This window comes from Streptomyces sp. NPDC047841 (genome assembly GCF_040704085.1).
In the GTDB taxonomy this organism is placed as follows: Bacteria; Actinomycetota; Actinomycetes; order Streptomycetales; family Streptomycetaceae; genus Streptomyces; species Streptomyces argyrophylli.
The window spans coordinates 134,151-152,759 of record NZ_JBEYRP010000014.1 but is presented as its reverse complement, the minus strand read 5'-3'; the positions used below and the strand labels follow the sequence as shown (position 1 = coordinate 152,759).

The following is an 18,609-nucleotide window of genomic DNA, read 5'->3' as shown; positions in this document are numbered from 1 at the left end:
CGCGGCCGGCGTGCCGGCCGGTGCCGCGCCGTGGGTCAGTCGCTCCTGCGGCGCAGTCGCTCGCCGCCCGCCAGGACCGCCGCCGCCAGGGCGTGCGCGGCGGCCTCGGCCGGGCCCCGGCGGTGGCCGTGGACGAGGACGAAGTCGACCTTGCCCAGTTCGGGCAGGCCGGCCCGGTCGGGCAGCCGGAACAGGCCCGGCGGGATCAGCCGCCGGGAGTGGGCCATCACCCCGAGACCGGCGCGGGCCGCCGCGATCAGCCCGCTGAGGCTGCCGCTCGTGCACACGATCCGCCACTCACGGCCCTGCCGCTCCAGCACCTCCAGCGCGCGGGCGCGGGTGATGCCCGGCGGCGGGTACACGATCAGGGGAACGGGCCGGCCGGGTTCCAGCCGCAGCCGCTCGGCGCCGATCCACACCAGGTCGTCCTGCCAGACCAGCTCCCCGCGCGGATCCCGTGGGAGCCGCTTGGCCAGCACCAGGTCGAGCTTCCCGGCGGCCAGCCGCTCGTGCAGGGTGCCGGACAGCTCGACCGTGAGCTCCAGGTCGACCTCCGGATGGTCGTAGCGGAACGCCTCCAGGATCTCCGGCAGCCGGGTCAGGACGAAGTCCTCCGAGGCGCCGAAGCGCAGCCGGCCACGCACGCGCGTGCCGGTGAAGAACGCCGTCGCCTGCTCGTGCACCTCCAGGATGCGGCGGGCGAACCCCAGCATCGCCTCGCCGTCCTCGGTCAGCTCCACCGAGTGGGTGTCCCGGGAGAACAGCTGCCGGCCGGCCGCGTCCTCCAGCCGCCGCACGTGCTGGCTGACCGTGGACTGGCGCAGCCCCAGCCGCCGGGCGGCCTGCGTGAAGCTCAGCGTCTGGGCTACCGCCAGGAAGGTGCGCAGGTGGGTCGGTTCGTACACGACGCCGAGCCTAGCGGGGTCATCACCGAACACGATGACAGTCAGAGCGGTATCCGGGATTCCCGATCAACTGCCCGAGGAGGACAATCGACGGGGGCCCCGCGGGCCCGCGACCGCACGTCACCCACAGCAATCGGAGCACCGTGAAACGCCTGCGCTGGCCGACCTGGATGCCGATCGACCCGTACATCGTGCTGCTGCTCGGCACGGTCGGTCTCGCCGCGCTCCTGCCGGCCCGGGGCACCGCGGCCGACGTGACCTCGGGCGCCTCCACGGCCGCGATCGGGTTCCTCTTCTTCCTCTACGGCGCCCGGCTGTCCACCCGCGAGGCGCTGGACGGGCTCAAGCACTGGAGGCTGCACGTCACCGTGCTGGCCTGCACCTTCGTCGTCTTCCCGGTGTTCGGGCTCGCCGCGCGCGGACTGGTGCCGGTCCTGCTGACCCAGCCCCTCTACCAGGGCCTGCTGTTCCTGACGCTGGTGCCGTCCACCATCCAGTCGTCCATCGCGTTCACCTCGATCGCCCGGGGCAACGTGCCCGCCGCGATCTGCGCCGGCTCCTTCTCCTCCCTCGCCGGCATCGTCCTCACACCGCTGCTCGCGGCGGGGCTGCTCGGCGGTGAGGCGGTCGGGTTCTCCGCCGACTCGGTGGTGAAGATCGTGCTCCAGCTGCTGGTGCCGTTCCTCGCCGGGCAACTGCTGCGGCGCTGGATCGGCGGGTTCGTCACCCGGCACAAGAAGGTCCTCGGGCTCGTCGACCGCGGTTCGATCCTGCTGGTCGTCTACACCGCGTTCAGCGAGGGCATGAACCAGGGCATCTGGCACCAGGTCAGCCCCGTCCGGCTGGCCGGACTGCTCGGCGTCGAGGCCGTCCTGCTGGCCCTGATGCTGGTGCTGACCTGGTACGGCGCCAAGGCGCTCGGCTTCGGCCGGGAGGACCGGATCGCCATCCAGTTCGCCGGGTCGAAGAAGTCCCTCGCCTCCGGGCTGCCGATGGCGAGCGTCCTGTTCGGCAGCCACGCCTCGCTGGCCGTCCTGCCGCTGATGCTCTTCCACCAGATGCAGCTGATGGTGTGCGCGGTCATCGCCAAGCGGCGCGCCCGCGACCCGGAGGCCGCGGACGCGGCCGGCGCGTCAGCCGCGCACACGGTCCAGGGGCAGCCACAGGACCGTGTCCTGCGGTGACCGCAGCACCTTCGGGTCGGCGAGTTCGGCGTCGGTGAGCGCCCGGTCCCAGACGCGCACCTCGTCCAGCGCGCCGGTGAGGAACGCACGGCTGTCCATGCGCTGACCGAGGTGCACGCCGAAGGGGGAGTTGCGGCTGACGGAGCCCGGCACGTCGGCGGCGGAGGACAGCGCACCGTCGACGGACAGCGACAGCCGGCCCCCGCCACGGCGGAGCACGGCGTGGTGCCACCGGCCGTCGTTGTACGCGGTGTCCGTGCGCACGGCCGCGGTCTGCGGCGGGGCGGCCCCGTCCCGCACGGTGATCAGCCCCCGCACCCGGTGGTCCGCCGGCTCCCCGCGCAGCCACACCTGCGGCTGGCTGGTGCCGATCCCGCCCATCCACAGCAGCGGCTGCTCCCCGGCCGTCGCCGCGTACCGGAACCACAGCGACACCGTGAAGTCCTTCGTGCCCAGCGGGAGCCCCGTGCGGTACGGCAGCCGGACGGCGTCGTCGGTGCCGTCGAACTCCAGCGCGCCCCCGGACACCCCGTCCGTCCCCGCCGGCCCGCCCAGCACCGCCGCCGGCCGGGCGTGCGGGGCGAGGTCGGCGGTGACCGGGCCGGGTCCGCGGCGCGGGGTCAGCCAGTCCTCGGTGAAGCGGGCGAAGCGGATCTCGTCGCGGGCGTCCACCGCGCCGCCCTCGTACAGCAGGCCGACCGTGCCGGAGCCGACGCGCACCAGGTCGGAGTAGCCGGACCAGTCCGTGGTGACCACCGTGCCGCGGTCGACGCCGTCCCAGGTCCGGCCGCCGTCGTAGGAGGAGCGGATCATCATGGTGCGCCGCCGGTCGGGATCGCCGGGGCAGGCGAGCAGGAGGCGGTCGCCCAGCCGCAGCAGCGATCCCTGCACCTGCGGGGCGTACAGATCCGGCAGGCCGCGGAAGGGCGCGGTGAAGCTGCTCCCGCCGTCGCGGCTGACGGCCTGGGTGCGGTGGCCGAGATCGGTGCCGTCCTGCTCCCGGCCGCTGACCAGGACCGAACCGTCGCCGCGCTCGGCGAGCGTGAGCTCGGAGGGCTTCTGCCGGAAGGTGCCGTCGGCGGCGATGGGCCAGGTGTCGGTGGCGCCGATCCGCCAGTGACCGCCGTGGTCGTCGCTGACGATCAGGGCCGCGTGGTTGGCGGTGACCCGGCTGCCGTCCCAGGTCTCGGTGTTCACCCCGAACAGAAGGCGTCCGGCGTACCGGCCGCGGGTGAGCTGGATGCCGTGCACGGGACCGGTGGCGTACCAGGAGTTCCAGTCGGCGGGCAGGATCTCGGGGCTCAGGTCGCGCGGCGGCGACCAGGTCCGGCCGTCGTCGTCGCTGTACTGCAGGTGCGGGGTGCGGTCGCAGGGGACCGTGCAACTGGCGCTGTCCGTACGGCCCGTGTTGTACGTCTCCGCCAGCCAGACCCGGCCGGTGGCGCGGTCCACGACCGGGGCCGGGTTGCCGTGGGTGTCGCCGGCGCCCTCGTCGACCACCTGCAACGGACCCCAGGTGCGCCCGTCGTCGGTGGAACGCTTCAGCACGATGTCGATGTCGGCCGCGTCCCCGCAGTTGAGGACCCGGCCCTCGGCGAACGCCAGCAGGGTGCCGTCGGCCGTCCGGACGACCGCCGGGATGCGGAAGCACGCGTACCCGGGGTCCTGGGCGGCCTTGAACAGCACCTGCTGCTCGAACGCCGGGGAACCGCCCGCCGGCTGGGCGTGCGCCGGATGAGCCGGGAGGAACGGCAGGACCAGGCCGGCGGCGGTGACGAGTGCGGGGCCGAGACGGGCGCGAAGACCTGACAGCACGGACGACCTGCCCTTCCTCAGCCGGACATCTGGACATCCGGACATCCCACGTCCAACGTGCGTCCCCTGAACGGTAGTGGGCGGTGGCGCGGGTCACAAGAAGCGTGCGACGGTCAGGGACGCAGGACCACCTTGCCGAGGTTGGCCCGGCCCGTGACCACCTCGTGCGCGGCCGTCGCGTCCTCCAGGGCGAACTCCCCGTGCACGGCGGGCTTGAGGGCGCCCTCGGCGAGCAGCCGCCACAGCTCCTGCCGCCACCGCTCGTACAGCTCCGGCCGGCCACGGGCGATCAGCGCCATCTGGAAGCCGATCACCGACTTGGCCCCCACCAGCAGGTCGTACGCCTGGACGGTGCCGCCGCCGGAGCTGTAGGCGACCAGGCGGCCGTGCGGGGCGAGCGCGGCGAGGGCCGGGGTGAGCAGGTCGCCGCCGACGGCGTCCAGGACGCAGTCCACGGGATCGCCCCAGCTCCCGTCGCCGTACCGCACACAGCCGTCCGCGCCGAGCGAGCGCACGAAGTCCGCCTTGGTCCGGCCGGCCGCGGCCTCGGGGTTCCCCGGGCCGGACACGGCCCCCAGCACCCGCCCCGCGCCCAGCGCCCGTGCCAGCTGCACCGCGAGATGCCCCACGCCGCTCGCCGCCGCCGTGACGAGGACCGACTCTCCCGGCGTGAGGCGGGCCGCCTCCAGCGCCCCCCGTGCCACCAGACCGCTGCGCACCAGCGCCACCGCGGTCACGGCGTCGGCGCCGTCCGGCACCGGTGAGGCCATGCCCTCGTGCAGCAGGGCGTATTCGGCGTACCCGTGCCCGAAGCACAGCCCGGTCACCGGGTCGCCGGGGCGGAAGCGGGTCACGCCCGCGCCGGCCGCCACGACCTCGCCCGCGATCTCACCGCCCAGCGGCACCGGCTCGGCGGCCCCGGTCACCTTGCGGACCACCGGCAGCGTGACGCCGACGGCCGCGCAGCGCACCAGCAGCTCACCGGGGCCGGGTACGGGGACGGGTACCTCCTCGACGAACAGGGGGCCACCGGCGGACTCGTACCGGACGCGACGCATCGCAACCTCCAGAGGCCGGGAGCACCCGGCGCAGCGATCGTTGGGAACGCCCATGAAATCGTTGGGAGCTCCAACGGTAGGGCACAGTTCATTGGGAAGTCCAACGATTCTTCGGCTAGGCTGCCGTCATGGCCGAAGCACCCCTGCCCGCGATCCGCTCCCTGCCCAGCTGGCTCCTCGGCCGGGCCGCCGCGCGGGGCCGTGCCCTGGTCGCCGAGGCGCTCGCGGCGGAAGGGCTGAAGATGTGGCACCACGTCGTCCTCTCCGCCGTCCGCGACCTCGCGCCGGTCGCCCAGGCGGACCTCGGCCGCGGGGTGCGCCTCGACCCGAAGGACGTGGTCGTGATCCTGAACGACCTCCAGTCCGCCGGTCTGGTCGAGCGCGCCCCGGACCCCCGCGACCGGCGCAAGAACGCCGTGTCCCTCACCGAGGAGGGCGCCCGTCTCCTCGTGCGCTGCGAGAAGGCCGCCCGCGAGGCCAACGACGAACTGCTCGCCCCGCTGTCGGCCGCCGAACGCGATCAGTTCATGGGCCTGTTGATCCGGATTTCCGGCACGGACGGCTGACGACGGTTAACGTTCCGTCATGACCGCAGCTCCCGTACTGGATCCGCAGCGCACCGCCCTCCTCCTCGTCGACCTGATGGACCGCGTCGTCGCGCTGCCCCTGGAACCCCGCGACGGCACCGAGGCGCTCGCCGCCGCGCAGGAGTTGGCGACCGCCTTCCGCCGCGCCGGTGCCCTCGTCGTCCTCGTGCGGGTCGAGCGGCCCGCGGTCGCCGAACAGCCGCCCGGCAGCGGGCTGGTGGCCGGCCTGCGCCGGGACGGCGACCTGGAGGTCGTCAAGCGGACCCTCGGCGCCTTCCAGGGCACCGGCCTGGACGAGCGGCTGCGCGAACGCGGCGTCACCACCCTGGTGCTCGGCGGCATCGCCACCAACCTGGGTGTCGAGTCCACCGCCCGCGCCGCCGCCGACCTCGGCTACGACCTGGTCTTCGCCGAGGACACCATGGCAGCGTTCACCGCGGCCGAACACGAGGCATCGGTACGCCTCGACTTCCCGAGACTGGGCACGGTGACGAGGTCGACGGACATCGGCTTCGCCTGAAACAGCCCCCACAAGGGGCAAGGGCCCACCAAGTCCGGCTGTCCCCACACGCCGGCCGCGAAGAGAGCCGCAGGGGGTGCGCCGGTCTCGACACCGGCTGAGGCGCCCCGGAGGCGAACGCAGCAGATGTCACGCGCCAGGTCGGCCCTGGGCGGCCGTCTCCCGCAGGGCGATCCGGTCCTGGCCCGCGTACACGTTCATCGAGCTGCCCCGGAGGAAGCCCACCAGGGTCAGCCCCGTCTCCGCGGCCAGGTCCACCGCCAGCGACGACGGCGCCGACACGGCCGCGAGCACCGGGATGCCCGCCATCACGGCCTTCTGCGCCAGTTCGAAGGAGGCCCGGCCGGAGACCATGAGGATCGTCCGGGACAGCGGCAGGGCGTCGTTCTGCAGGGCCCGGCCGACCAGCTTGTCGACCGCGTTGTGCCGGCCCACGTCCTCCCGGGTGTCCAGCAGTTCCCCGTCCTCGCTGAACAGGGCCGCCGCGTGCAGACCCCCGGTCCGGTCGAACACCCGCTGGGCCGCCCGCAGCCGGTCGGGCAGGCTCGCCAGCAGTTCGGGGGTGACCCGGAGCGGGGGAGTGTCGGCGATGGGCCAGCGAGCGGTCGTGCGGACGGCGTCCAGGCTGGCCTTGCCGCACAGTCCGCACGAGGAGGAGGTGTAGACGTTGCGTTCCAGCGTGAAGTCGGGAAGCGTCACGCCCGGCGCGGTCTTCACGTCGACCACGTTGTACGTGTTCGAACCGTCCGCGGTCGCCCCGGCGCAGTAGACGATGTTCTGCAGGTCGGACGCCGTGGCGAGGACTCCTTCGCTCACCAGGAAGCCCGCCGCCAGCGGGAAGTCGTCGCCCGGGGTGCGCATGGTGATCGCGAGCGGCTTGCCGTTGAGCCGGATTTCCAGGGGTTCCTCGGCGACGAGTGTGTCCGGCCGGGTGGAGACCGCCCCGTCGCGGATGCGGAGGACCTTGCGTCGTTCCGTGACTCGTCCCATGGTGTGATCAGCCCCGGTTCTGTACGTGCTGGTAGCCGAATCGGCCCTTGATGCAGAGGTTGCCGTGGGTCACCGGGTTGTCGTGCGGCGAGGTGACCTTCACGATCTCATTGTCCTGCACATGGAGGGTGAGTGCGCAGCCGACCCCGCAGTACGCGCAGACGGTGGTCGTCTCCGTCTGCCGGGACTCGTCCCAGTCGCCGGCCGCCCGCAGGTCGAACTCGCGTCTGGCGGACAGCGCCCCGGTCGGGCACACCTCGACGCAGTTGCCGCAGAACACGCAGGCCGAGCCGGTCAGCGGCGCGTCGTGCTCCACGGCGATCCGCGCGTCGAAACCGCGCCCGGCGACCGAGATGGCGAAGGAGTTCTGCCACTGGTCGCCGCAGGCGTCGACGCACTTGTAGCAGAGGATGCACTTGGCGTATTCGCGCACGTACAGCTCGTTGTCGATCTTCGGTTCGTCGTTCAGGCGGGCCGCTGCGGGGCCGAAACGGTCCGGCTTCGCCTCGTACTCCTTGATCCACTCGGCGGCCCGTGGTGTGGTCGACAGGTCGGCCGAGGAGGCCAGCAGCTCCAGGACGATCTTGCGGCTGTGCCGGACGCGCTCGGTGTCCGTGCGCACCTCCATGCCGGGCTCGGCCCGGCGCGAGCAGGCCGGCACCAGGGTCCGCGACCCCTCGACCTCCACCACGCACACCCGGCAGGCGTTCCTGGGGCGCAGGGTGTCGCCCTGGCACAGCGTCGGGATGTCCTTGCCCGCGGCCCGGCAGGCGTCGAGGACGGTGGCGCCCTCGGGGACCCGGGCCTCGTGCCCGTCGAGCGTGAACTCGACCAGCCGGCGCGGCACCCCGATCGGTATCGCGGTCATGTGCAGGCCCCCAGACGGTCGATGGCGGATTCCACGGCGTTCCACGCGGTCTGTCCCAGACCGCAGATCGAGGCGTCCCGCATCGCCCGGCCGACCTCCCGCAGCAGGGCGATGTCGTCCGCGGCGCCGGCGCCGCCGCGGTCCGCGATCCGGCGCAGCGCCTCCTCCTGGCGCACGGTGCCGACCCGGCAGGGCACGCACTGCCCGCAGGACTCCTCCCGGAAGAACGCGGCGATGCGCAGCAGCAGCCGGGGCAGCGGCACGGTGTCGTCGAAGGCCATCACCACCCCGGAGCCCAGCGTGGTGCCCGCCTCCCGGGTGCCTTCGAAGGTGAGCGGGAGGCCCAGCCCGTCGGGCCGTACGAACCCGCCGGCCGCCCCGCCGAGCAGCACCGCCCGCAGCCCCGGGCGCACCCCGGCCAGACCCAGCAGTTCGCCGAGCGTGGCACCGAACGGCAGCTCGTACACCCCGGGCCGGTCCACGCTGCCGGAGACGCAGAACAGCTTCGGTCCGGTGGAGCGCGCCGTGCCCGTCGCCGCGTACGCCGGGGCGCCCATGGTCAGGATCGGCAGGACGTTGACCAGCGTCTCCACGTTGTTCTCGGCGGTCGGCTTGCCGAACAGGCCCTTCTCCACGGGGAAGGGCGGTTTGCTGCGGGGCTCGCCGCGGTGGCCCTCGATGGAGTTGAACAGGGCCGTCTCCTCGCCGCAGATGTAGGCGCCGGCGCCGCGCCGGATCTCGATGTCCAGGTGGTAGCCCTGGCCGAGGATGTCGTCGCCGAGCAGCCCGCGGGCCCGGGCCTGGTCGATCGCGTGCTGCACCCGGTGGACCGCGCGGGAGTACTCACCGCGGATGTAGACGAAGGCCCGGTGCGCCGAGACCGCGTAGGAGGCGATGGTGATCGCCTCCACGAGCGCGAACGGATCGCCCTCCATCAGCACCCGGTCCTTGAAGGTGCCGGGCTCGGACTCGTCGGCGTTGCACACCAGATAGTGCGGGTGGTCCGGTTGGGACGCCGTGGCCTGCCACTTGCGGCCGGTGGGGAAGGCCGCGCCGCCGCGCCCGGCCAGGCCCGCGTCCGTCACCTCCCGGATCACCCCGGCCGGGCCGAGCGCGAAGGCGCGGCGCAGGGCCGTGTAGCCGCCGTGCGCCCGGTAGTCGTCCAGCGAGGACGGGTCCACCACGCCGATCCGGCGCAGCAGCGTCAGCGCGGGATCGCCCGCCTGCGGCACCGCCGCCACGGCCGGCGGCTCCCCGGGCGCCGCGTCCGGTGCGCCCGCCGCCTCGACGGCCTCCGCCGCGGACGCGGGCGCCGACACCGCCGTACGCACCGGGTCGCCCGCCCGGACCGCCAGCGCGGCCGGGGCGCGTTCGCACAGGCCCAGGCACGGGCCGCGCTCGACGCCCACCCCGCTGCCGGGGCCGAGCCTCGTCTCGATCCCGGCGCACACCTCCTCGGCGCCGGCGGCCAGGCAGGCCAGGTCGGTGCAGACGCGCAGGACCGTCGCGGGGCGCGGCCGGACGGAGAACAGGGCGTAGAAGGTGGCCACCCCGTACGCCTCGGCCGGTGGCACGGTCAGCCTGCGGCACAGGTAGCCGAGGCCGCCCTCGCTGATCCAGCCGACGCGGTCGTTGAGGGCGTGCAGCCCCGGCAGCAGCAGGTCGCGCCGGTCGCGGGCCGCCCGGCCGCCGCGCGCCCACCGCAGGTCGGCGTCGGTGCGTGCGGCGCCCTCCCAGGCGGACCGCGGGGGGCCCAGCAGCGCGTCCACGGCGGCACGTTCCTCGTCCGTCGGTTCGCCGTCGCCGAAGTGCAGGTCCACGAAGGTCACCTCACATAGGTCACTGCGGGCAGCTTCTCGATCCGGATCGCCGACGCCTTGAACTCCGCCGTCCCCGCGATCGGGCAGTTCACCTCGATGGTCAGCCGGTTGGTGTCGACCTCGTCGGGGAAGTGCATGGTCATGAAGGCGAGGCCGGGACGCAGGGCCGTGTCGATCCACACGGGGGCCACGACCGAGCCCCGCCGTGAGGACACCCGCACCTCCTCGCCGACGACGACCCCGTACCGCTCGGCGTCCTCCGGGCACAGCTCGACGTACTCGCCGCGCCGCAGCGGGGAGGCGAAACCGCCGCTCTGCACACCGGTGTTGTAGGAGTCCAGCCGCCGGCCGGTGGTGAGCCGGAGCGGGTACTCCTCGTCGGTGAGGTCCACCGGCGGATCGTGCCGGACCAGCCCGAACGGCGCCGGCCTGCCCCGCCGGCCGGGGTCCTGCTCCCACAACCGGCCGTGCAGGAAGGGGGGTTCGAGTTCCCCGGTGCTCGGGCAGGGCCACTGGATGCCCTGGTGCTCCTCCAGCCGGCGGTACGTCATCCCGTAGTGGTCCGGGGACACCGACCGCAGCTCGTTCCACACGGCCTCCGCGTCGGCGTACTTCCAGTCGTGACCCAGCCGCGCGGCCAGTGCGCAGATGATGTCGATGTCCTCGCGGGCCTCACCGGGCGGGGTGACGGCCCGCCGCACCCGCTGCACGCGCCGTTCGCTGTTGGTGGTGGTGCCCTCGGTCTCCGCCCAGCCGGCGGTCGCGGGCAGGACCACGTCCGCCAGTTCGGCGGTCTTCGTGAGGAAGATGTCCTGGACGACGAGGAAGTCCAGGGCCTTCAGACGGCGTACGGCCTGTTCGCCGTCGGCCTCCGACTGGGCCGGGTTCTCCCCGACGCAGTACACCGCGCGCAGCCTGCCGTCCTCCATCGCCTCGAACATCTCCGTCAGGTTCAGCCCGTAGTGCGGCTGGATGACGGTGTCCCAGGCCGACTCGAACTTCAGCCGGACGTCCGGGTCGAGGATGTCCTGGAAGCCGGGCAGCCGGTTGGGGATGGCGCCCATGTCGCCGCCGCCCTGCACGTTGTTCTGCCCGCGCAGCGGCTGGAGCCCGGAGCCGTAGCGGCCGACGTGTCCGGTGAGCAGGGAGAGGTTGATCAGCGCGCGGACGTTGTCGGTGCCGTTGTGGTGCTCGGTGATGCCGAGGGTCCAGCACAGCTGGGCGCGTTCGGCGCGGGCGTAGGCGTGGGCCAGCTCCCGGATCGCGCGGGCCGGTACACCGGTCACCTTCTCCGCCAGGGACGGGGTCCACGGCTCGACCAGCTTGCGGTACTCCTCGAAGCCGGTGGTCGCCCGCGCGACGAACGCCTCGTTCACCAGCCCGGCGTGGATGATCTCCCGGCCGATCGCGTGCGCCATCGGGATGTCGGTGCCGACGTTCAGCCCGAGCCAGCTCTCCGCCCACTCGGCGGTGGAGGTCCGGCGCGGGTCGACGGCGTACATCCGGGCACCGCCCCGGATGCCCTTGAGCACGTGCTGGAAGAAGACGGGGTGCGCGAAGCGGGCGTTGGAGCCCCACATCACGATGACGTCGGTGTGCTCGATCTCCTCGTACGACGACGTGCCGCCGCCGGAGCCGAACGCGGCCGACAGCCCCGCGACACTGGGCGCGTGGCACGTGCGGTTGCAGGAGTCGACGTTGTGGGTGCCCATCACCACCCGCGCGAACTTCTGCGCCACGTAGTTCATCTCGTTGGTGGCGCGGGCGCAGGAGAACATCCCGAACGCGCCCCGGTTGCGCTGGAGGCCCCGGGCGGCGCGGTCCAGCGCCTCCTGCCAGGTCGCCTCCCGGAACGGTTCGTCACGGGAGTCGCGCACCAGGGGACGCGTCAGCCGGGTGTAGGTCTTCGGTTGCCGGTTCCTCATGCGGCGCTCCTCAGGGCGAGCAGGTCCGAGAGGGCGTGCACGGTGCGCAGGGTGGGCACCTCCACGCCGGTGATCTCCGCGAGTTCGACCACGGCGGCGAGCAGCACGTCCAGTTCCAGCGGTTTGCCGCGCTCCAGGTCCTGGAGGGTGGAGGTGCGGTGGTCGCCGACGCGTTCGGCGCCGGCGAGCCGGCGTTCGATGGAGACGCCCACCTCGCAGCCGAGGGCCTCGGCGACACGGAGCGTCTCGCGCATCATCGTCTCGATGACCCGGCGGGTGCCGCCGTGCCGGCACATCTGCCGCATGGTGGCCCGGGCCAGGGCGCTGATCGGGTTGAAGGAGATGTTCCCGAGCAGCTTCAGCCAGATGTCGTTGCGCAGGTCCGGCTCCACGGGGCACTTCAGTCCGCCGGCCCGCATCGCCCCGCTCAGCTCCAGGCAGCGCGCCGAGACACCGCGGCCGGGCTCGCCGAGGGAGAACCGGGTGCCCTCCACGTGCCGCACCACGCCGGGGGCCTGCAGTTCCGTCGCCGCGTAGACGACACAGCCGACGGCCCGTTCGGGGGCGAGGACCGCGCTGACGGCGCCGCCCGGGTCGACGCTCTCCAGGCGGCGGCCGTCGTAGGGGCCGCCGTGCCGGTGGAAGTACCACCAGGGGATGCCGTTCTGCGCGGCCACCACCGTGGTGCGCTCGTGCAGCAGGGGTGCGATCAGCGGCCCGCACGCCGCGTACGCGGTGGCCTTGAGGCCCAGGAAGACGTGGTCGACCGGGCCGACCTCGGCCGGGTCGTCGGTGGCGTGGGGGCGCGCGGTGAAATCGCCGCGCGGGCTGATCACCTGGACGCCGGACCGCCTCATGGCCGCGAGGTGCGGTCCACGGGCGATGAGGTGCACGTCGGCGCCGGCGCGGTGGAGCGCGGCACCGACGTAGGCGCCGATGGCCCCGGCGCCGAGGACTGCGACTTTCACAGCAACGCTCCGTTCGGTTCGAGGGATACCGCGGAGGTGACGACGGGACCCGGCGGACACGTCCACTGAATGCTGTCGACGAAATATTGTCTACAGTATGGAGTCGGTGTCAGCAAGGGTTCCCGCAACGGCCGTCGAGGGGGACCGCGCGGTCGGCCGACCGTTGAGCGCAGCCTGCATACCGTTCACCGCATACGGTCGACGGCCGCCTTCTCAGCTCCCGCGCCCCGCCCTACCGTCCGGCGTCATGAGCAGCCCCCCTGTCGCACCCCCGGGCTGGAGCCGCTGGCTCGTCCCGCCCGCCGCCCTCTCCGTCCACCTCTCCATCGGCCAGGCCTACGCCTGGAGCGTCTTCAAACCGCCGCTCGAATCCGCGCTCGGTCTCGACGGCACCCAGAGCGCGCTGCCCTTCCAGGTGGCGATCGTGATGCTCGGCCTGTCGGCCGCGTTCGGCGGCACCCTCGTCGAGCGCAACGGCCCGCGCTGGGCGATGACCGTGGCCCTCGTCTGCTTCTCCTCCGGCTTCCTGATCTCCGCCCTCGGCGCGGGGACGAAGCAGTACTGGCTGATCGTCCTCGGCTACGGCTTCGTCGGCGGGATCGGCCTCGGCATCGGCTACATCTCGCCCGTCTCCACCCTGATCAAGTGGTTCCCGGACCGGCCGGGCATGGCCACCGGCATCGCCATCATGGGCTTCGGCGGCGGCGCCCTGATCGCCTCGCCGTGGTCGGCCCAGATGCTCGAGTCCTTCGGCTCCGACAACGACGGCATCGCCCTCGCCTTCCTGGTGCACGGCCTGGCGTACGCCGCCTTCATGAGCCTCGGCGTCCTGCTGGTCCGTGTGCCGCGCGCCGAGAAGCCGGTCGAGAGCGGGCCGAGCGCCGTCGAGGGCGTGCGGGTCTCCGCCCGTGAGGCCGTGCGCACCCCGCAGTTCTGGTGCCTGTGGGTCGTGCTGTGCACGAACGTGACCGCCGGCATCGGCATCCTGGAGAAGGCCGCGCCGATGATCACGGACTTCTTCGCGGACAGCTCCACCCCCGTGTCGGCCTCGGCGGCGGCCGGCTTCGTCGCGCTGCTGTCGGCCGCGAACATGGCCGGCCGCATCGGCTGGTCCTCCACCTCCGACAGGGTCGGCCGCAAGAACGTCTACCGCGTCTACCTCGGCGCCGGCGCCCTGATGTACCTGCTGATCGCGTTGTTCGGGGACACCTCGAAACCGCTGTTCGTGCTGTGCGCGCTGGTGATCCTCTCCTTCTACGGCGGCGGCTTCGCGACGATCCCCGCCTATCTGAAGGACCTCTTCGGCACCTACCAGGTCGGCGCCATCCACGGCCGGCTGCTGACCGCCTGGTCCACGGCCGGCGTGTTCGGGCCGCTGATCGTCAACTGGATCGCCGACCGGCAGGAGGCGGCCGGCAAGCACGGGCCGTCGCTGTACGGGCTGTCGTTCGGCATCATGATCGGCCTGCTCGTCGTCGGCTTCGTCGCCGGCGAACTCGTCCGCCCCGTCCACCCCCGCCACCACGTCCCCGCCCCGAGGGAGGCCGCAGATGCCCAGCGACAGCAGCCCGCCTAGCCGCGGCGGCCTGATCGCCCTCGCCTGGCTGTGGGTGGGCACACCCCTCGCCTACGGCCTGTACGAGCTGGTGCGAAAGGCGACACAGCTGTTCACCGGGTGAGGTGCCGGGCGTCCGGGTGCCTGGGTGAAGCCGACAACCCGGGCGCCCGATTCCTGTGGCTTCACCTGCCGTCGTACTCGCGAGTCACTGATCAGACTGTGGATCCCGCTACCCACGGCACGAGGGGATACCCGGCATGAACGGCTCGCGCATCGCCGCCATCGGTCACTACCAGCCCGCCAAGGTGCTCACCAACGACGACCTGGCGGGCATGGTCGACACCAGCGACGCGTGGATCCGCAGCCGGGTCGGCATCCGGACCCGGCACATCGCCGGACCCGACGAACCGGTCGACGAACTGGCCGCGCACGCCGCCGCCAAGGCCCTCGCCGCGGCCGGACTCGCGCCCGCCGACATCGACCTGGTGCTGGTGGCCACGTCCACCGCGGTCGACCGCTCCCCGAACACCGCCGCCCGGGTGGCCGCCCGCCTCGGCATCCCGCGGCCGGCCGCGATGGACGTCAACGTCGTCTGCGCCGGCTTCACCCACGCCCTCGCCACCGCCGACCACACCGTCCGCGCGGGCGCCGCGACCCGGGCGCTCGTCATCGGCGCCGACAAGATGTCCGACGTCACCGACTGGACCGACCGCAGCACCTGCGTCCTCGTCGGCGACGGCGCCGGGGCGGCCGTGGTGGAGGCGTGCGGGCCGGACCGCGAGCCCGGGATCGGGCCGGTGCTGTGGGGGTCGGTGCCCGAGATGGGGCACGCCGTGCGGATCGAGGGCACGCCGCCCCGGTTCGCGCAGGAGGGGCAGAGCGTCTACCGCTGGGCCACCACCCAGCTGCCGGCCATCGCCCGCCAGGCCTGCGAGAAGGCCGGGCTGGCCCCCGAGGACCTCGCCGGGGTCGTGCTGCACCAGGCCAACCTGCGGATCATCGAGCCGCTGGCCGAGAAGCTCGGCGCCGTGGGCGCGGTGGTCGCCCGCGACGTCACCGAGTCCGGCAACACCTCGGCCGCCAGCATCCCGCTCGCCTTCTCCAAGCTGGTTGAACGGGGAGCGCTCAGCACGGGCGATCCGGTGCTGCTGTTCGGCTTCGGCGGCAACCTGTCGTACGCCGGCCAGGTCGTGCGGTGCCCCTGACGGCGGCGCCCCGTGCTTCCGCACGCCGTGCTGAATACTGTGCGCCGTAGACTGTAGACGAAAGACAATCGATACTGAGCCGAAGCGAGCGTTCAGGGCCCACGCGTCATACCTGCCCAGGAGGGGACCGCGATGTTGTCGACCGGACTGCCGCAGGGGGCGGTACCCAGGCTGGAGCGGCCCGGCCCGCTGCGTGAGCGCGTGTACGAGGCGCTGCTGGAACTCATCACCACCCGCGCTCTCCAGCCCGGCCAGCACCTCGTGGAGAGCGAACTCGCCGGACACCTCGGCGTCTCGCGGCAGCCCGTGCGCGAGGCCCTGCAGCGGCTCAACACCGAGGGGTGGGTCGATCTGCGGCCCGCCCAGGGCGCGTTTGTGCACGAGCCGACCGAGGAGGAGGCCGATCAGCTCCTCACGGTCCGCACCCTGCTGGAGGCGGAGGCCGCCCGGCTGGCCGCCGCGCACGCGGACAGCGCCGGCATCAGCGTGCTGGAGGAGCTGTGCGCGGAGGGCGAGACGGCGGTGGCGGCCGAGGACGTGGACCGCGCGGTCGCCCTCAACGCGGCCTTCCACGCCAAGGTGATGGAACTGGCCGGCAACACCGTCCTCGCCGGGCTCGCCGCCCAGGTGGACCGGCGGGTCCGCTGGTACTACACGCCGGTGGCCCGGCAGCGCGGCCGGCAGTCCTGGCGCGAGCACCGCGAACTGATCACCGCGATCGCCGCCCGTGACGAGCAGCGCGCCACCCAGCTGATGCGCGCGCACACCGAGCACACCCGACGCTCGTACCACGAGCGGAACGCGACCTGACCGTGCGCCTCCGCGGCGGGCCGCCCGGCGGGTCGCGAGCTGGGTGGTGTCCTCGCCGGGGAGGTGGGCGCGCTTGGTATTACGAGCGGCATGCGCGCTGACCGTGCGTTTCCGTGAAGGGCGCCCGCGGCGGTACTGGGGCGGGTCGCGAGCTGGGTGGGGGGCGTGCTTGTAGTGCGAGGGTCATGCGACCTGACTGAGCGTCTCCGCGGTGGGCCGGCCGTGGTGGTACGAGGGTGGGTCGCGAGCTGGGTGGTGTCCTCGCCGGGGGTGGGCGTGCTTGTGGCGCGAGGGTCATGCGACCTGACTGAGCGTCTCCGTGGTAGGCCGGCCGTGGTGGTACGGGGGCGGGTCGCGACTTGGGCGGTGTCCTCGCCGGGGGTGGGCGCGCTTGTGGCGCGAGGGTCATGCGACTGACCGTGCGTTTCCGCGGCGAGCCGCCCGCGGTGGTGGCGGAACGCGAGTCGGGTGACGTCCTCGCCGAGGGGTGGCCGCGCTTGGAGCACGAGCAGGGCGCGAGTCGGGCCGGAACCCGAGCCGGGTGACGGGTGGACGCCCAGGGTCCGTCGGCACGGCGGGCAGCCGCACGCGCAGTTCCCCCTCCGGCGGCCGACGAGCGGGCCGGGGGGAGGGGGAACACCGGTTGCGCCGTACGGAGAGGGGGCCGCGCGGTCAGGTGGCCGGGTGCGGCTTCGCGGTCGGTACCGGTTCGCCGCCGCCGGTGCGGCCCGGCTGGCGCAGCAGGAGCGTGAGGGCCGCCGCCACCATCGACACACCCCCGGCCAGCGCGTAGGCGCCGTTGTAGCCCCAGGCGCCGACCACCATCGAGCCGAGGCCGCCGCCGAACAGGCCGCTGACCAGCTTGCCGCTGTACACCAGGCCGTAGTTGGTGGCGTTGTAGTTCTCGCCGAAGTAGTCCGGGGTCAGCGCGGCGAACATCGGGTAGAAGGCCCCGCCGCCGAAGCCGGAGAGGAAGGCGAAGAACAGGAACAGCCACTCGCTGCGGACGTCACCGGCCCAGATGACCCCGAACTGGGCGAGTCCGAGGACGACGATGACGAAGACGAGCGTCGTCTTGCGCCCCCAGCGGTCCGACAGCCAGCCCACGACACCGCGGCCGATGCCGTTGATGACCGCCATCACACCCATCGAGGACGCCGCCACCAGCGGGCCGAAGCCCACCTCCTTGGCGAAGTCGACCTGGAAGGAGATCCCGAAGATCGACACGCCGGCGGTCATCACGATGGAGATCCACATCAGGGGCAGCATCCCGGTGCGGACGGCCTCCTTGGGCGTGAACTGCCGTACCGCGGGCGGGTTCTTCGCCAGCGACCGGGCGTTCTTGCTGTCGCCGGAGAAGGTGAGCGGGTCGATGTCCGCCGGCCACCAGTTCTTCGGCGGGTCCTTGAAGAAGAACGCCGAGGCGAACACGACGATCATCACGTAGACGCCGATGAGGTCCAGGACCCGGTGGTAGTTCCCGGTGTCGAAGGCGTAGTTGAAGATGAAGATGAACGGCAGCGAACCGTACGCGAAGCCGCCGTTGACGAAGCCCGTGCGGGCCCCGCGCCGTTCGGGGAACCATTTGCCGACCATGTTGATGCACGTCGCGTACACCAGTCCGGCGCCGATGCCGCCGACCACGCCGAAGCCGAGGATCGCCAGCCACACGTCGTCCAGGTGCGACAGGGCCAGGAACCCGGCCAGGCACAGTCCGGACCCCGCGTACATCGCGCGGCGGGCGGTCAGGGCGCCCCGCTCGCGCAGCCAGCCCGCCGGGAAGGCGATGCCGGCCTGGAAGAACACCCAGACGCTGAGGATCCAGAAGGTGTCGGACCGACTCCAGCCGTGCGCGTGCGAGAGGGTGTCCTCCGCGGAGCCGTACGCGTACTCGAAGACGCTGATCGCCATCATGGCGATCCACGGCAGGTAGACCATGAGCTTGCGGGAATGGCCGAGGATGTCCCGGTCGGTCTCGCCCACGCGGTAGACGCGGCCGTGCGAGTCTGTCACCTCGCGATAGGGACGTGGTGCGGCGTGCAGGTCGGCCGAGAGTGGATCTGCCGTCATGCTTGTGCCATCTCCTCACCGAGGGGGTGCGGGTTGGGGACGATGCGCCGGGCCTCCGCCCTGCCCGGGGCCTTCAGGAAGAGCGCCGGCGCCGTGGCGGTCCCACGCGTCGACGGCGACCGAGCCCGGGCCGAACCGACGAGCCCGCAGACGGGCTTCGAGCTGGGGGCCATCCGGTGGTCGAAGGCGTCGTCGTTCACGCCGGAGCAGTCCGCCGGCAGGCCCGCGAGGAGCGGGAGGACCGCCTCGCCGCCGACTGCCCTTCCTCAAGTGCGCGGACGGGTCCCGGGGCCGGCCGGCGCGCACCGCCGGCCGGGCCCGCTCCG

16 protein-coding genes are annotated in these 18,609 nt (G+C 72.9%); 7 read left to right on the top strand and 9 right to left on the bottom strand.

The features are described 5' to 3' along the window. Window positions 1-35: 35 nt before the first annotated feature. Window positions 36-905, bottom strand: coding sequence for a LysR substrate-binding domain-containing protein (locus AB0947_RS24455; protein WP_366752473.1), 870 nt, complete (start codon window positions 903-905; stop codon window positions 36-38). A 143-nt stretch (window positions 906-1,048) separates the two neighbouring features. Between AB0947_RS24455 and AB0947_RS24450 the strand changes: the two genes are divergently transcribed. Next, a complete protein-coding gene (locus AB0947_RS24450; RefSeq protein WP_366752472.1) occupies window positions 1,049-2,089 on the top strand; it encodes a bile acid:sodium symporter family protein in 1,041 nt (346 codons plus the stop codon). Here AB0947_RS24450 and AB0947_RS24445 read toward each other — a convergent pair. After that, the gene (locus AB0947_RS24445) at window positions 2,039-3,904 is read right to left on the bottom strand and encodes a sialidase family protein (RefSeq protein ID WP_366752471.1); all 1,866 of its coding nucleotides are present in this window, start codon (window positions 3,902-3,904) and stop codon (window positions 2,039-2,041) included. The two genes, AB0947_RS24450 and AB0947_RS24445, sit on opposite strands and share 51 nt — an antisense overlap. A 113-nt stretch (window positions 3,905-4,017) precedes the next feature. Beyond that, on the bottom strand, window positions 4,018-4,962 hold the full coding sequence (locus AB0947_RS24440; RefSeq protein WP_366752470.1) for a zinc-binding dehydrogenase: 945 nt from the start codon (window positions 4,960-4,962) through the stop codon (window positions 4,018-4,020). Between the two features lie 128 nt (window positions 4,963-5,090). Here AB0947_RS24440 and AB0947_RS24435 point away from each other — a divergent pair, with 128 nt between their 5' ends. Both AB0947_RS24435 and AB0947_RS24430 read left to right on the top strand, forming a co-directional pair. Next, a complete protein-coding gene (locus tag AB0947_RS24435; RefSeq protein ID WP_366752469.1) occupies window positions 5,091-5,528 on the top strand; it encodes a MarR family winged helix-turn-helix transcriptional regulator in 438 nt (145 codons plus the stop codon). Window positions 5,529-5,547: 19 nt separating this feature from the next. Further along, entirely contained in the window at window positions 5,548-6,069 is a 522-nt protein-coding gene (locus tag AB0947_RS24430; RefSeq protein WP_366752468.1) for an isochorismatase family protein, read from the top strand. A 129-nt stretch (window positions 6,070-6,198) separates the two neighbouring features. Here AB0947_RS24430 and fdhD read toward each other — a convergent pair whose 3' ends face one another. The 5 genes from fdhD to AB0947_RS24405 are packed head-to-tail and all read right to left on the bottom strand — an operon-like array spanning window position 6,199 to window position 12,640. Then, window positions 6,199-7,059, bottom strand: coding sequence for a formate dehydrogenase accessory sulfurtransferase FdhD (fdhD, locus tag AB0947_RS24425; RefSeq protein ID WP_366752467.1), 861 nt, complete (start codon window positions 7,057-7,059; stop codon window positions 6,199-6,201). A 7-nt stretch (window positions 7,060-7,066) separates the two neighbouring features. Continuing rightward, window positions 7,067-7,927 (bottom strand): 2Fe-2S iron-sulfur cluster-binding protein, encoded by an 861-nt coding sequence (locus AB0947_RS24420; RefSeq protein WP_366752466.1) that lies wholly within the window; start codon window positions 7,925-7,927, stop codon window positions 7,067-7,069. After that, window positions 7,924-9,747, bottom strand: a complete 1,824-nt coding sequence (locus tag AB0947_RS24415) for an NADH-ubiquinone oxidoreductase-F iron-sulfur binding region domain-containing protein (RefSeq protein WP_366752610.1) — start codon at window positions 9,745-9,747, stop codon at window positions 7,924-7,926. Before AB0947_RS24415 ends, AB0947_RS24420 begins: the two co-directional genes overlap by 4 nt. A 5-nt stretch (window positions 9,748-9,752) precedes the next feature. Continuing rightward, on the bottom strand, window positions 9,753-11,672 hold the full coding sequence (locus AB0947_RS24410) for a molybdopterin-dependent oxidoreductase (RefSeq protein WP_366752465.1): 1,920 nt from the start codon (window positions 11,670-11,672) through the stop codon (window positions 9,753-9,755). Further along, window positions 11,669-12,640 (bottom strand): 2-dehydropantoate 2-reductase, encoded by a 972-nt coding sequence (locus tag AB0947_RS24405; RefSeq protein ID WP_366752464.1) that lies wholly within the window; start codon window positions 12,638-12,640, stop codon window positions 11,669-11,671. Before AB0947_RS24405 ends, AB0947_RS24410 begins: the two co-directional genes overlap by 4 nt. Before the next feature lie 247 nt (window positions 12,641-12,887). Here AB0947_RS24405 and AB0947_RS24400 point away from each other — a divergent pair, with 247 nt between their 5' ends. From AB0947_RS24400 to AB0947_RS24385, 4 genes are all read left to right on the top strand, one after another. Continuing rightward, on the top strand, window positions 12,888-14,216 hold the full coding sequence (locus AB0947_RS24400; RefSeq protein WP_366752463.1) for an OFA family MFS transporter: 1,329 nt from the start codon (window positions 12,888-12,890) through the stop codon (window positions 14,214-14,216). Beyond that, window positions 14,191-14,319: a hypothetical protein gene (locus AB0947_RS24395; RefSeq protein WP_268744341.1), complete on the top strand. Its 129-nt coding sequence runs from the start codon at window positions 14,191-14,193 to the stop codon at window positions 14,317-14,319. Before AB0947_RS24400 ends, AB0947_RS24395 begins: the two co-directional genes overlap by 26 nt. 136 nt (window positions 14,320-14,455) lie before the next feature. Beyond that, the gene (locus AB0947_RS24390; RefSeq protein ID WP_366752462.1) at window positions 14,456-15,403 is read left to right on the top strand and encodes a beta-ketoacyl-ACP synthase III; all 948 of its coding nucleotides are present in this window, start codon (window positions 14,456-14,458) and stop codon (window positions 15,401-15,403) included. Between the two features lie 132 nt (window positions 15,404-15,535). After that, a complete protein-coding gene (locus AB0947_RS24385) occupies window positions 15,536-16,213 on the top strand; it encodes a GntR family transcriptional regulator (RefSeq protein ID WP_366752461.1) in 678 nt (225 codons plus the stop codon). A 672-nt stretch (window positions 16,214-16,885) separates the two neighbouring features. Here the strand turns inward: AB0947_RS24385 and AB0947_RS24380 are convergent. Continuing rightward, entirely contained in the window at window positions 16,886-18,283 is a 1,398-nt protein-coding gene (locus AB0947_RS24380; protein ID WP_366752460.1) for an OFA family MFS transporter, read from the bottom strand. Between the last annotated feature and the right edge of the window lie 326 nt (window positions 18,284-18,609).

Excerpts from the sequence above, each read along its gene's own strand:
- AB0947_RS24440 (WP_366752470.1), bottom strand. The coding sequence starts at position 4,962 with ATGCGTCGCGTCCGGTACGAGTCCGCCGGTGGCCCCCTGTTCGTCGAG.
- AB0947_RS24380 (WP_366752460.1), bottom strand. The coding sequence starts at position 18,283 with ATGACGGCAGATCCACTCTCGGCCGACCTGCACGCCGCACCACGTCCC.
- AB0947_RS24400 (WP_366752463.1), top strand. The coding sequence starts at position 12,888 with ATGAGCAGCCCCCCTGTCGCACCCCCGGGCTGGAGCCGCTGGCTCGTC.
- AB0947_RS24385 (WP_366752461.1), top strand. The coding sequence starts at position 15,536 with ATGTTGTCGACCGGACTGCCGCAGGGGGCGGTACCCAGGCTGGAGCGG.
- fdhD (WP_366752467.1), bottom strand. The coding sequence starts at position 7,059 with ATGGGACGAGTCACGGAACGACGCAAGGTCCTCCGCATCCGCGACGGG.
- AB0947_RS24410 (WP_366752465.1), bottom strand. The coding sequence starts at position 11,672 with ATGAGGAACCGGCAACCGAAGACCTACACCCGGCTGACGCGTCCCCTG.
- AB0947_RS24390 (WP_366752462.1), top strand. The coding sequence starts at position 14,456 with ATGAACGGCTCGCGCATCGCCGCCATCGGTCACTACCAGCCCGCCAAG.
- AB0947_RS24435 (WP_366752469.1), top strand. The coding sequence starts at position 5,091 with ATGGCCGAAGCACCCCTGCCCGCGATCCGCTCCCTGCCCAGCTGGCTC.
- AB0947_RS24395 (WP_268744341.1), top strand. The coding sequence starts at position 14,191 with ATGCCCAGCGACAGCAGCCCGCCTAGCCGCGGCGGCCTGATCGCCCTC.
- AB0947_RS24430 (WP_366752468.1), top strand. The coding sequence starts at position 5,548 with ATGACCGCAGCTCCCGTACTGGATCCGCAGCGCACCGCCCTCCTCCTC.
- AB0947_RS24420 (WP_366752466.1), bottom strand. The coding sequence starts at position 7,927 with ATGACCGCGATACCGATCGGGGTGCCGCGCCGGCTGGTCGAGTTCACG.